The 12,582-nt window shown below is 68.6% G+C and carries 13 protein-coding genes; 2 read left to right on the top strand and 11 right to left on the bottom strand.

Features of this window, described 5'->3' with window-relative positions:
- Positions 1–49: 49 nt before the first annotated feature.
- From ACFO8M_RS13580 to ACFO8M_RS13535, 10 genes are all read right to left on the bottom strand, one after another.
- Entirely contained in the window at positions 50–436 is a 387-nt protein-coding gene (locus ACFO8M_RS13580) for a cytidine deaminase (RefSeq protein ID WP_387975983.1), read from the bottom strand.
- A complete protein-coding gene (locus tag ACFO8M_RS13575) occupies positions 436–1,716 on the bottom strand; it encodes an ABC transporter permease (protein ID WP_387975980.1) in 1,281 nt (426 codons plus the stop codon). The genes ACFO8M_RS13580 and ACFO8M_RS13575 overlap by 1 nt, the downstream gene beginning before the upstream one ends.
- A 5-nt stretch (positions 1,717–1,721) precedes the next feature.
- Positions 1,722–3,020 carry an ABC transporter permease gene (locus ACFO8M_RS13570; protein WP_387975977.1) on the bottom strand — a complete coding sequence of 433 codons (1,299 nt, stop codon included), beginning with the start codon at positions 3,018–3,020 and terminating at the stop codon, positions 1,722–1,724.
- Positions 3,017–4,582, bottom strand: a complete 1,566-nt coding sequence (locus ACFO8M_RS13565; RefSeq protein WP_387975974.1) for an ABC transporter ATP-binding protein — start codon at positions 4,580–4,582, stop codon at positions 3,017–3,019. The genes ACFO8M_RS13570 and ACFO8M_RS13565 overlap by 4 nt, the downstream gene beginning before the upstream one ends.
- Positions 4,583–4,610: 28 nt before the next feature.
- Positions 4,611–5,678, bottom strand: coding sequence for a BMP family lipoprotein (locus tag ACFO8M_RS13560; protein WP_387976394.1), 1,068 nt, complete (start codon positions 5,676–5,678; stop codon positions 4,611–4,613).
- A 266-nt stretch (positions 5,679–5,944) separates the two neighbouring features.
- The gene (locus ACFO8M_RS13555) at positions 5,945–6,292 is read right to left on the bottom strand and encodes a hypothetical protein (protein WP_387975971.1); all 348 of its coding nucleotides are present in this window, start codon (positions 6,290–6,292) and stop codon (positions 5,945–5,947) included.
- 78 nt (positions 6,293–6,370) lie between these two features.
- Positions 6,371–7,513 carry a galactokinase gene (galK, locus tag ACFO8M_RS13550; RefSeq protein WP_387975968.1) on the bottom strand — a complete coding sequence of 381 codons (1,143 nt, stop codon included), beginning with the start codon at positions 7,511–7,513 and terminating at the stop codon, positions 6,371–6,373.
- The gene (gene galE / locus ACFO8M_RS13545; RefSeq protein ID WP_387975965.1) at positions 7,500–8,471 is read right to left on the bottom strand and encodes a UDP-glucose 4-epimerase GalE; all 972 of its coding nucleotides are present in this window, start codon (positions 8,469–8,471) and stop codon (positions 7,500–7,502) included. The genes galK and galE overlap by 14 nt, the downstream gene beginning before the upstream one ends.
- On the bottom strand, positions 8,468–9,562 hold the full coding sequence (gene galT, locus ACFO8M_RS13540) for a galactose-1-phosphate uridylyltransferase (RefSeq protein WP_387975962.1): 1,095 nt from the start codon (positions 9,560–9,562) through the stop codon (positions 8,468–8,470). Before galT ends, galE begins: the two co-directional genes overlap by 4 nt.
- Positions 9,559–10,371, bottom strand: a complete 813-nt coding sequence (locus ACFO8M_RS13535; protein ID WP_387975959.1) for a DeoR/GlpR family DNA-binding transcription regulator — start codon at positions 10,369–10,371, stop codon at positions 9,559–9,561. Before ACFO8M_RS13535 ends, galT begins: the two co-directional genes overlap by 4 nt.
- A gap of 118 nt (positions 10,372–10,489) precedes the next feature.
- Here ACFO8M_RS13535 and trpS point away from each other — a divergent pair, with 118 nt between their 5' ends.
- Together trpS and ACFO8M_RS13525 are read left to right on the top strand one after the other, a co-directional pair.
- Complete coding sequence (gene trpS, locus ACFO8M_RS13530) at positions 10,490–11,506, top strand: tryptophan--tRNA ligase (RefSeq protein ID WP_387975956.1); 1,017 nt, start codon at positions 10,490–10,492, stop codon at positions 11,504–11,506.
- 2 nt (positions 11,507–11,508) lie between these two features.
- Positions 11,509–12,081: a 2'-5' RNA ligase family protein gene (locus ACFO8M_RS13525; RefSeq protein ID WP_387975953.1), complete on the top strand. Its 573-nt coding sequence runs from the start codon at positions 11,509–11,511 to the stop codon at positions 12,079–12,081.
- Positions 12,082–12,146: 65 nt separating this feature from the next.
- Here ACFO8M_RS13525 and ACFO8M_RS13520 read toward each other — a convergent pair whose 3' ends face one another.
- Positions 12,147–12,512, bottom strand: a complete 366-nt coding sequence (locus ACFO8M_RS13520) for a TFIIB-type zinc ribbon-containing protein (protein WP_387975950.1) — start codon at positions 12,510–12,512, stop codon at positions 12,147–12,149.
- Positions 12,513–12,582: the final 70 nt, after the last annotated feature.

The following is a 12,582-nucleotide window of genomic DNA, read 5'->3' as shown; positions in this document are numbered from 1 at the left end:
AATTCGAGAACCGGACGAGTGAGGGCGAACCTTTCGGCCCGCCCTCTCCCTACAGGTATTCCGGGCCGAACGCCCCCGGGAGCAGTGCTCCCACGGTGGTCGGCTCGGGCGCGGCGTCCACAAGGCACTCGGCGCCGCCGTGCTCGTAGAGGAGCTGTCGGCACCGGCCGCAAGGAGTGAGGGGTTCGCCCGCGCGGTCGACGCAGGCGATGGCGACCAGTCGCCCGCCGCCGGTGGCGGCGAGGTCGGAGACCATGCCGCACTCGGCGCACAGGGTCAGGCCGTAAGAGGCGTTCTCGACGTTGCAGCCGGAGACGATCCGGCCGTCGTCGACGAGTCCGGCGACACCGACCGGGAAGTTCGAATAGGGGGCGTAAGCGCGGCCCATGGCCTCGCGAGCCTTGTTCCGCAACGCTTCCCAGTCGATGTCGCGCATTACTTGTCCCCCGGGTTGTACGGCACGCCGTCCGCGGCAGGGGCCTTCGCCTTGCCGATGAGGCCGGCGACGACCACGAGCGTGACCGCGTACGGCAGCATCTGCAGGAACTCGCCGGGCACCACCGAGCCGCCCGAGGCGTCAAGGTCGCGAGCGACCTGCGTGGTGAAGCCGAAGATGAGCGCGCCCGCGAGGACGCCGAGCGGGTTCCAGCGGCCCACGATCATGACGGCGAGCGCCACGAAGCCGAGCCCGGCCGTCATGTTCTTGCTGAACGCCAGGGAGTTCGCGATGGTGAACCAGGCTCCGCCGAAACCGGAGATGAGGCCCGCGAGCGTGACGTTCCAGTACCGCAGGCGGTTCACGTTGACGCCCATGGAGTCCGCCGCCGCCGGGTGCTCGCCGACCGCGCGGGTCCGCAGACCCCAGCGGGTGCGGTAGAGCAGGAACCAGATCACGAACACCAGAACGAGTCCGATGTAGACGAAGATCTTCTGATTGAACAGGACCGGGCCGATCACCGGGATGTCCGCCAGCGGACCCCACGTCAGGGTCGGCACCGAGAAGGCGCTGTTGAGGCCCTCGGCCTTCTTCAACTGGTCGTACATGAAGCTGGTGAAGCCCAGCGCCAGCAGGTTGAGGATGACGCCCACGACGACCTGGTTGACCTGGTACTTCGTGGCGAGCAGCGCCAGCAGCATCGTCGAGAGGAGCCCCGCGACCATCGCGCCGACCATGCCGGCGTAGACGTTCCCGGTGATGTTCGCGACCAGGACACCGGTGAAGGCGCCCATGAGGAACTGGCCCTCGATGCCGATGTTGATCACGCCGGAGCGCTCGCACACCACGCCCGAGAGCGCACCGAACAGGTAAGGGAGCGAGAGGAACAGCGCACCGGCGAGGATCGACTCCGCCCGGAACACCGTGCCCGGCTGCGAGTACGCCCAGAACAGCAGGCCCAGCACGAACGCGGTCACCGCGATCGCCGAGACCGGCTTGAGGCGGCGCTTCTGCAGGCCGACGAGCATCCAGACGCCCGCCGCGGCAGTGAGCGCGCCGAGGCCCGCCACGACGACCGAGGTGGGCAGCGCCCAGTCGACGTCGGTGAGGGTCCGGTCGAACGCGATCGTGGTGGTGTCCCCGCCGCCGACCACCGCGAACGCGATGACGACCAGGAGCAGGCCGAGCAGCGTGAACGCGATGCCGGGCTTCAGGAAGCGGGCCGGGGCCCTCTCGTCCACGACCGCCGGAGCGGGCGCTGACATGGTGTCCACTGCCATGGGGCTCACCAGCCTTTCGCTTCGAGGGTGACCAGGCCGCCGCGCGGCGTGCGCAGATGCAGGATCGCCTTGACCAGTGCGGGAGCGGCGATGAAGAGCACGATCGTCGCCTGGAGCAGCGTCGAGATGTCCACGGGCACATCGGGCTGGGCCGACAGGGCCCCGGCCTTCAGCGCGCCGAACAGGAGCGCGGCCCCGACGATGCCGCCGGGGTTGGCGCGGCCCAGGAGGGCGACGGTGATGCCGTCGAACCCGTACTCCAGGGCCGTGTTCGTGGTGATGCCCGCGGAGCCGACGCCCAGCGACAGCGCCGCGCCGGCGAGGCCCGCGAGGCCACCCGCGACGGCCATCGTGGTCGTGTACGTCGAGCCGATGCGCATGCCCGCGGTCGCCGAGGCGTGCTCGTTGAAGCCGACCGCGCGGATGCGGAACCCGAACGTGGACCGCGAGAGCAGCCACCAGGTGAAGACCGCCGCGGCGATGCCGAGCAGGAGCGCCCAGTTCACGCGCAGGCTCTCACTGAGCCCGGAGAGCAGCTTCGGCATGACCGCCGAGGCGTCCACCGGCTTGGTGATGAGGTCGGTCTTCGTCTCCGAGTGCAGGAAGCCGGTGCCGATGGCCCACACCAGGAACAGGCCCGCGATGTTGTTGAGCATGATCGAGGAGATGACCTCGTGCGCGCCCGTCGTCGCCTTGAGGACACCGGGCACGGCGCCGAACGCGGCGCCCGCGACCGCACCGGCGATGATCGCCAGCGGCAGGTGGATCACGGCCGGCAGGTCCAGGGCGAAGCCGACGATCAGCGCGCCGAGCATGCCGAAGATCATCTGGCCCTGAGCACCGATGTTGAACAGCCCCGCGCGGAACGCCAGGCCGACGGCGAGGCCGGTGAAGATCAGCGGCGTCGCGTACGTCAGCGTCTCCGACAAGGGCCGGAGCAGGTCGCCGAACTCGGCGGTCCCGGTCGAGTACCGGTCGAGGGTGTTCAGGTTGAGGATCGCGCCCTCGAACAGCGCGAGGTAGGAGTCGCGCACCAGGTACCAGGAGGCCGAGAGGGCGTCTTGGGGGCGGGCGAAGAAGTACGTGTAGGTGGAGCGCACGTACTCGTCCGAGACGATGAGGAGGATCGCGCCGATGAGGAAGGCCAGCAGCAGCGAGTAGACCGTGACCATGACCGAGTTCGCCTCGGTCAGGTAGCGGCCGAAGAGCCGCATGAAGTTCGGCTTCGCTTCGGGGGAATCGCCCGTGTCGTTCGAAGACTCAGCAGGCTGGTCTGCGTTCGGGGCAGTCGTATCCGTGCTCATCGGTCACCTCCATTGGCTTCCTCGTCGGCGTCGGTCTCGGTGGTCTCGGGGGCATGCGCGGCGATGTCGGCGCCGACCATCAGGCGGCCGATCACCTCGCGCGGTGTGTCCGGAGCGACCTCGCCGACGATGCGGCCGTTGTAGATCACGGCGATCCGGTCGGCCAGCGCGTAGATCTCGTCCAGTTCGGACGAGATGAGCAGGACCCCGGTGCCGGTGTCGCGCTCGGCGATCAGGCGCGAGTGAATGAACTCGGTCGCGCCGACGTCCACGCCGCGGGTCGGCTGCGCCGCGACGAGGAACCGGCGGGGCCGGGAGAACTCGCGGGCGATGATGACCTTCTGCTGGTTGCCGCCCGAGAGCGACGAGACGGACTCGTCCGGGGACTGCGTGCGGATGTCGAACTCGGCGATCGAGTCGACCGCGCGCTTGCGCACTGCCCCGGCGTTGACCGCGCCGCGCTTGGAGAACGGGGCCTCGCGGTACTGGTTGAGCACGATGTTCTCGGAGACCGTGAACTCGGCGACCAGGCCGTCGCGGCCGCGGTCCTCGGGGATGTAGCCGAGGCCGTCGGCGATGCGGTGGGCCGGGCCGATGCCGTGCACGTCCTTGCCGTCGATCGCGATGTGGCCCTCGTCGGGCTTGATGAGGCCGAGGATCGAGCGGGCCAGTTCGGTCTGGCCGTTGCCCTCCACACCCGCGAGACCGACGATCTCGCCGGAGTGGACGGTGAGTCCGAGTCCGTCGAGGACCTTCACGCCGGCGTCGGAGACGACGGTGAGGTCCTCGACTTCGAGGCGCGCCTCGCCCGGCTCGGCCGGGGTCTTGTCGACTTGGAGCGTGACGGCGCGGCCGACCATCGCCGAGGCCATCTCGGCCTCCGAAGCGGTCGGCTCAAGCTCGGCGACGACCGTGCCGCGCCGGATCACCGTGATGGTGTCGGCGACGGCCTGGACCTCTTTGAGCTTGTGGGAGATGAACAGGATCGACGTGCCCGCTGCGGCGAGGTTCCGCATGATCTGCAGGAGCTCGGTGATCTCCGCGGGTGTGAGCACCGCGGTCGGCTCGTCGAGGATGAGCAGTTCCGTCTTCGGCCCCGAGAGGGCCTTGACGATCTCGACGCGCTGCTGGACGCCCACGGGCAGGTCCTCGCAGATCGCGTCGGGGTCGAGCTTGAGGCCGTACTCCTCGGAGACCGACTGCACGGCCTTGCGCGCGGCCTTGGCCGAGAGCACGCCCATTCCCTGGGTGTGCTCCCGGCCCAGCTGCACGTTGTCAGCGACGCTGAAAGGCCCGACGAGCTTGAAGTGCTGGTGCACCATCCCGATCCCGGCGGCGATCGCGTCGCCGGGGCCGGTGAAGGTCACCGGCACGTCGTCGATGAGGATCTCGCCGCTGGTGGGCGTCAGGATCCCGTAGAGCATGTTCATGAGCGTCGACTTGCCCGCGCCGTTCTCGCCGAGGATGGCGTGGATCTGGCCGGGCTCGACCACGAGGTCGATGTCGTCGTCAGCGGTGAACGAGCCGAACTTCTTCGTCAGGCCCTTCAGTTCGAGTCGCAATGCGTGTCCTTAGCTTCGATCCACTCGCTTACGAGGCGGCAGGGCTGGCCGGCGATTCGACGACGAGCGAGCCGTCGATGATCTGCTGGGTCAGCGCGTCCAGCTCGGCCTTGGTCTCGTCGGAGACGGCCGAGTCGAAGTCGTGGAACGGCGCGAGCGAGACACCGTCGTTGGCGAGCGTGCCCACGTAGGAGCCCGAGATGGCCTCCCCGCCGTTGGCGGCGTCGTAAGCGGCGAGCACCGAGTCCTTGACCGCGGTCGCGAGACCCTTCTCGGCCGAGGTGATGAGCTCGGCGCCGTACTCGGTGGACTCGTAGCCGTCGGTGTCGACCCAGATCGCGTTGACCGCGTCGTTCTCCTGGGCGGCCGTCAGAGCGCCGAGGCCGGCGGGGCCGGCGACCGGGAAGATGATGTCCGCGTTCTGCGTGATGAAGGTGTCAGTGGTGCTCTTGCCCGCGGCGGTGTCCTCGAAGCTGTTGAGGAAGGTGCCTTCCTGGGTCTCGGCGTTCCAGCCGAGGAGCTGGACGTCGGTGCCCTTGTCGGCGTTGTGCTTCTCGATGCCCTCGGCGAAGCCGTCCATGAAGATGGTGACCGGCGGGATCTGCATGCCGCCCCAAGTGGCGACGGTGCCGGTCTTGGTCTGGGACGCGGCGACGTAACCGGCGAGGAAGGCCGACTGGGCGGTGTCGAACTGGATCGAGTAGACGTTCGCGACCTCGGAGAAGCCGTCGACCGTGGCGAAGGGGATATCGGGGTTCGCGGTGGCGGCGGTGTTCACGTTCTCGGTCATGAGGCCGCCGACGCCGATGATGAAGTTGCAGCCGTCGTCGACCGAGGCCTGCAGGTTCGGGTCGTAGTCGGTCTCAGAGGAGGACTCTTTGAAGTCGACCTTGATGTCGGAGTTCTCTTCGGCGGCGGCTTCCATGCCGGCCCAGGAGGACTCGTTGAACGACTTGTCGTCCACGCCACCGGAGTCGGTGACCATGCAGGCGAGGAACGACGCGTCGGCATTGTCGTCGCCGCCGTTCTCGGACGGGGCCTCGCCGCAAGCGGCGAGAGCGGCAAGGCCGACGGCGGAGAAGCCCGCCAGGGCCATCTTGAACGGCTTGACAGCCATCTCGGTCTCCTTTGACAATTCCAAGGGGTAAGTCGATACCCGCATAATCATGGCCGCAGTAGATGGCCTTTGACACCGACCTTGATGATTTCGTTACCGAAACATCCTATGACTGAGACCAGCGGTGAACAGGTGTTTCGTTCGCACTACGGCGCGATTGCAGCTCGCAGGCCCTCGAACGGTCACAATTCGGTCCTGCGGAGGGGCCTGTCCGGCCTCGGCGAAGCTTGCGAGCCGTAAATGTGTCAGACCCAGAAAACGGCCACGCCCGCGGTGACCGCGATGAGCGCGCCGGTCGCGTAGAAGTGCCCGGCTGCGACCTTCTCACGCTTCTTCCACACCGGAATCGCGATCATGACGGCGAGCATGAGCGCGAGCAGGAACTTCACGCCGAGCTTGGCGTGGTTCGCGTCGCCGTCCGCGGCGACGATCCCGTACAGGACGATGCCGGTGGCGAGCTGGGTGGCGATGCCCCAGAGCATCGCGGCGTTGAAGTTGAACTTCTTGGAGAGCAAGGAGACCAGCCATCCGCCGAAGACGGCGGCGAAACCGAGCAGGTGGAGATAGCGCAGCAGCAAGTGGACGAATTCCATGCTCAGGAGTATTGCAGAGCAAAGGACCGGCTCCGCTCTGGCGCAGCCGGTCCTCTGTTCGCTGTCACAGCAGTGGCATCAGGCCACTCGGTGCGCTCCCGCAGCGGCGCGGGCGACGAAGATCCGCGGGGTCGGGAGGCCCTTCGCGGCGGCGGCCTCGAGCACGGCGGCCTCCACCTTCGCGACCGCGGCCGACTCGACGAGGGCGATGGCGCTGCCGCCGAACCCGCCGCCGGTCATGCGCGCGCCCAAGGCCCCGGCTCCGAGCGCGGCGTCGACGGCCGAGTCGAGTTCGACCGAGGAGACCTCGTAGTCGTCGCGCAGCGACACGTGCGAGGCCGTGAGCAGGTCGCCGATCCCGGCCACCGATCCGCCTTTGAGGATCGCCACGGTCTCCAGGACGCGCTCGTTCTCGGTAAGGATGTGGTGCATCCGCCGGTTCAGGCGTTCGTCGTCGAGCTTCGCGTCCCTCGGGGCGTCCCGCAGGAACGGCACCCCGAGTCGGCGGGCCGCCTCCTCGCAGTCGGCGCGGCGCAGGCCGTACTCGCCGTCGACGTGCCGGTGCGGGGCCTGCGTGTCGATCACGAGCATCGTCAGGTTCTCGGAGGCGAGGTCGAACGGCACCTGCTCGCGGGAGAAGTCCCGGCAGTCCAGGAACATGACGTTGCCTTCGGTGCACAGCAGCGAGGCCGACTGGTCGAGCACGCCCGTGGGCGCGCCGACGTACTCGTTCTCCGCCTTCTGCGCGATGCGCGCGGCCTCGGCCCGGTCGATCTCGTGGCCGTAGAGGTCGGCCAGCGCGATCAGCGTCGCGCATTCGAGCGCGGCGGAGGAGGAGAGGCCCGCGCCGTGCGGCACATCGGAGTTGATCGCGATGCGCGCCGGTGCGACCGGGTAGCCCGACTCGTTCATGGCCCAGGCGACGCCGGCGATGTACGCGGCCCATCCTTCGACGCCCTCGAGCGAGTCGGCGCGGACGGTGTCGCCCTCGCCGTACGTCGAATAGAACTCCCAGGCCTCGGACTTGGCGACGGCCACCGCGGCGTAGAACGGCAGCGCGAAGGGCATCACGAAGCCCTCGTTGTAGTCGGTGTGCTCACCGATGAGGTTCACGCGGCCGGGTGCGGCCCACAGGCCTTCGGGCTCGGCGCCGAACACGTCGCGGAAGGCGGCCGCGGCGGCCTCGGCGAGTTCGATGGCGTGGAGGTCAGGCGTGGGCATGCTGGTAGTACTCCCAGGCGTCGGCGACCATGCGGTCGAGGGTGTCGCGGCTGGGCTTCCAGCCGAGTTCGGTCTTGGCGCGCTCCGAGGAGGCGACGAGTTCGGCCGGGTCCCCGGGGCGGCGAGGCCCGATCTCCACCGGGAAGTCCACCCCGGTGACCTGCTTGACGGTGGCGACGACCTCTTTGTTGGAGAAGCCGTTGCCGTTGCCGAGGTTGTAGATCTTGTGCTCGCCGGCTTCGGCGGCCTTGAGGGCGAGCAGGTGGGCGTCGGCGAGGTCGGCGACGTGGATGTAGTCGCGGATGCAGGTGCCGTCGGGGGTCGGGTAGTCGTCCCCGAAGAGCCCGAAGGAGGCGCGCTTCCCGGCGGCCGCGTCGAACGCGATCGGGATGATGTGCGTTTCGGGCTCGTGGTTCTCGCCGTGCCAGATCCCGGACTGGTCCTTGTAGGCGCCGACGACGTTGAAGTAGCGCAGGGAGACCGCGGCGAGGCCGTAGGCGGTGACCTCGGAGGCGATCGCCATGTCGCTGGCGAGCTTGGTGGCGCCGTAGGTGGAGGTCGGGGCCTTGGCGGCGTCCTCCTTGATGGGGACCTCGGTCGGGTTGCCGTAGACGGCGGCGGTCGAGGAGAAGACGAGGGTCTTCACGTTCGCTTCGCGCATGGCGGCGAGGAGCGCGAACGTCCCGGCGGTGTTGTCGCGCCAGTAGATCTCGGGCTTGGCCATCGATTCGCCCGCGGCGATGAGGCCGGCGAAGTGCAGGACCCCGTCGAAGGTGCCGTCGAGGACCTCGGCGGACTCCTGGACGGTCTTGCGGATGTGGACGGCCCCGGCCGGGACGCGCTCGGCGGCGCCGGTCGAGCAGTCGTCGAGCACGACGACCTCGTGGCCCGCTTCGAGCAGCATCGTGGCGACGATCGAACCGATGTAACCGGCGCCGCCGGTGACGAGGTATTTCACTTTGCTCCCTTGAGGATTGCGGCAGAGGCCTCGGGGCCCAAGTCGTGGACCCAGCCGCCCATGACGGACTCCGACGAGGCCAGGAACTTGACGCGGCCGGGGCCGCGGCGGATCGAGACGAGCTCCAGGCGCAGTCGGCCGAACTCGCGGTCCTCGCCGATCGGGGCCTGGTGCCATCCGGACATGTACGGCATCGGCTCGCCGGGGTAGGCCGCGTCGCAGCGCTTGAGCAGGTCGAGGTAGAGCGGCGCGAAGGAGTCGATGTACTCCTCGGGCAGCTCGGTGAGGTCGGCGAAGCGGGCCTTCGGGTAGACCTGGACCTCGAAGGGCCAGCGCGCGGCGAAGGGCGTGAAGGCGATCCAGTGGTCGCTCTCGGCGATGACGCGCTCGCTCCTGCTCTCCGACTCGATGATGTCGTCGAAGAGGTCGCGGCCGGTGGTCTCCTTGTGGCGCTTGGCCGCCGAGAGGTACTTCTGGGTCTGCGGGGTGACGTACGGGTAGCCGTAGATCTGGCCGTGCGGGTGGTGGAGCGTCACGCCGATCTCGACGCCGCGGTTCTCGAAGCAGAAGACCTGGGCGATGTCACCGCGGGCGTACAGGTCGGCGGTGCGCTGGGCCTGGGCCCGGACGACGAGGGCGACGCGTTCGGGGCTGAGGTGGACGAGCGAGGAGTCGTGGTCGTCGGAGAAGACGACGACCTCGCAGCGGCCGGACGCGGGGACGGCGGTCTCCATGGCGGCGCCGTCGACCTGCGGTGCGAGCGTTCCGGGAAGCTCGGTGCCGCCGAAGCTCGGGAAGCGGTTCTCGAAGATCGCGACCTCGTAGTCGGGGGCCGGGATCTCGGTGAGCTCGCCGTCCTCGGACGGGCACAGCGGGCAGGCGACGGGCAGCTGCGGGCGGCCGGAGCGGCCGGCGGAGACGGCCACCCATTCGTCGCGGAGCACGTCGTAGCGGATCTCTCCGGCTTGGACGCGGTCGCCGAGGTCGCGCTTGTCGGCGAAGCTGGCGCGGCCGGTCGCGGGACCGGTGCTGTAGTAGAGGATCTGGCGGCCGTCGGCGAGGCTGCCCGACTCCATGTGGAACGCGGTCATGGTCTCTTCTCGGTGTGGTTGCGCTTGACCTGGTCGGACACCGGTGCGAGCACGACCTGGTCGACGTGCTCGCGCAGTTGGCGCCGGGCCTCCTCGTCGAGGAGGGAGTCGGTGACGATGACGTCGGCTTCGTCGAGGGAGGCGACCGTGGCGATGCCGACGACGTCGAATTTGGTGTGGTCGGCGACGACCACGAGGCGGCGGCCCTTGGCGGCGAGGGTCGCGACGGTCTCGGCCTCGAGGAGGTTCGGGGTGGTGAATCCGGCGCGGACGGACATGCCGTGGACGCCGAGGAAGACGGTGTCGACGTTGACGCGTTCGAGGGAGGCGACCGCGAAGGGGCCGACGAGTGCGTCGGAGGGGGTGCGGACGCCGCCGGTGAGGATGACGGTCTGGTCGCCTCGTCCGGCGCGGTAGAAGACGTCGGCGACGGGGACCGAGTTGGTGACGACGGTGAGGTCGGGGACGTCGGTGAGGCGGTGGGCGAGGGTCCAGGTGGTGGTGCCGGCGGAGAGGGCGATGGCCTGGCCGGGGCCGACGAGTGTGGCGGCGGCGTCGGCGATGGCCTGCTTCTCGGCCTCTTGGCGGACCTGCTTGACGGCGAAGCCGGGCTCGGTGGTGGAGCCGAAGTCGACGGCGGTGGCGCCGCCGTGGACCTTGGCGACGAGGCCGCGGTCGGCGAGGGTTTCGAGGTCGCGGCGGATGGTCATGTCGGACACGCCGAACTCTTCGACCAGTTCTGCCACGCGGACCGCGCCGGTCCGGTGGACTCGTTCGGCGATCCGGCTCTGTCGCTGCTGCGCCAGCATGCCGCCTCCTAGTGTTCCCAGAGCAGAGTGCTCAAGATCCAACACAATTAAACATCAGGATCGGCGGCGCCGCAATACCGGGTGGTCGGCCTCGCATCCCGGATGTCAGAATCGGTCCATGACCACTGCCGACCGCAAGCCCCGTGTCCTGTCGGGCATTCAGCCGACCTCGGACTCTTTCCATCTCGGGAACTATCTGGGCGCGCTGCGGCAGTGGGTGGCCCTGCAGGACACCGCGGACGCGTTCTACATGGTCGTCGACCTCCACGCGATCACCGTCGATCACGATCCAAAGGTATTGCACGAACGCTCACGTGTCAGCGCCGCGCAGCTCCTGGCGCTGGGTGTCGACCCCGACAGGTCGGACCTGTTCATCCAGTCGCAGGTCCCCGAGCACGCGATGCTCGCATGGATCCTCGGGTCGGAGACCGGGTTCGGCGAGGCCAGCCGCATGACCCAGTTCAAGGACAAGTCGGCCAAACAAGAACGCACAACCGTGGGCTTGTTCACCTACCCGATCCTCCAGGCCGCGGACATCCTGCTGTACCAGACCGACCAGGTCCCGGTCGGCGAGGACCAGCGCCAGCACCTGGAGCTGACCCGCGACCTCGCGATCCGGTTCAACACCACGTACGGCCAGACCTTCAAGGTGCCGGACCCCTTCATCGTCAAGGAGACCGCGACGATCAAGGACCTCACCGAGCCCGAGAAGAAGATGTCGAAGTCCTCTTCGGGCCCGCGCGGCGTCCTGTACCTCCTCGACGAGCCGAACCAGATGCGCAAGAAGATCAAGAGCGCCGTCACCGACTCCGAGGCCGAGGTCCGCTACGACCCCGAGAAGAAGCCGGGCGTGTCGAACCTGCTGAACATCTACGCGGCGCTCGGGCACACCACGATCGAGAAGCTCGAGGCCGAGTACGCCGGGAAGGGCTACGGCGACTTCAAGGGCGACCTCGCCGAGGTCGTGACCGACTACCTGGGCCCGATCGCGGCGCGCACCAAGGAGTACCTGGCCGACAAGGCCGAGCTGGACCGCACCCTCGTCAAGGGCGCGGAGAAGGCCCGGCAGGTCGCCTCGCGCACGCTCGCCAAGGCGTACAAGAAGATCGGCTTCTACCCGCCGGTGGCGCTTTAGTGGTGCAGCCTGGTCCGGCCGAGCGGGTGATCACCGTCGGCGTGGCGATCCCCGTGCCCTCGCCTTGGCGCGAGGTCCTCGACGCGGCCCGCGCCGCCTCCGGCGACCCGCTGGGCTGGATCGTCCCGGCGCATCTCACCTTGCTGGGGCCCACCGAGATCCCCGCGTCCTCGCTCGAGGAGTACCGCGCGCATCTCGAGGGTGTGGCCGCGGCCTGCCCCGTGTTCGACCTACACTTGCGGGGCACCGGCTCGTTCCGGCCGGTGACGGAAGTGGTGTTCGTGGCGGTCGTTGACGGAATCGCGATCTGCGAGCAGCTGGAGTCGGCGATCCGCCAGGGCCCGGCCCGCCGGGAGCGGACCTTCCCGTACCACCCGCACGTGACGATCGCCCAGAACGTCGGCACCGCCGCACTCGACCGAGCCTTCGGCGACCTCGCCGCGTTCGAGGCGAAGTTCCGCGTGGACTCCTTCACCCTGTACACGCACCCGAGCCCCGGCGACTGGACCTCCGAGACCCTCACCGGCGCACCGGTTCCGTGGACCCCGAGAGCGGTCTACCGCCTCGCCGGCTGAACGAACCACCCCGCATACCAAAGCGGCCGCCGGGCTTCGCCCGGCGGCGCGTGTCGCTGCGACCGCTAGAAGTCGAAGAGGTCTTCGAAGACGCTCTTCTTTTTCTTCTTCTTGTAGTAGTAGTCGTCGTTCCGCCGGTGGTCGTCGTAGTGATCGCGGCGGTGATCGTCGTCGCGGCGACGGTCGTCGTAGCGGCGGTCATCGTGACGGCGGTCGTCGTAGCGCGGGTCGCGCGGCGGCGGACCCGAAGGCACGCCCGGGGCGACGGCGGCGGGGCCGGCGTGGAAGGACTGCTCGAACTTCATCAGGTGCTCGAGTTCACCGCGGTCGAGGAAAATGCCCTTGCACTCGGAGCACTGCTCCACTACTACGCCGTTGCGCTCGTACTGGTGCATGGGGTTCTGACATTTCGGACAGAGCATCTGCATCATGACAACAACCTATCGTGGATTGCGCATGGATGCCCAACCGCAAACGGCCACTCCACCTGTGAGTTCTCTC

Source organism: Glycomyces rhizosphaerae (assembly GCF_042647865.1).
Classification (GTDB): Bacteria; Actinomycetota; Actinomycetes; order Mycobacteriales; family Micromonosporaceae; genus Glycomyces; species Glycomyces rhizosphaerae.
Note: the sequence above shows the minus strand (reverse complement) of the source record. Positions and strands in the feature narration are given on the sequence as shown.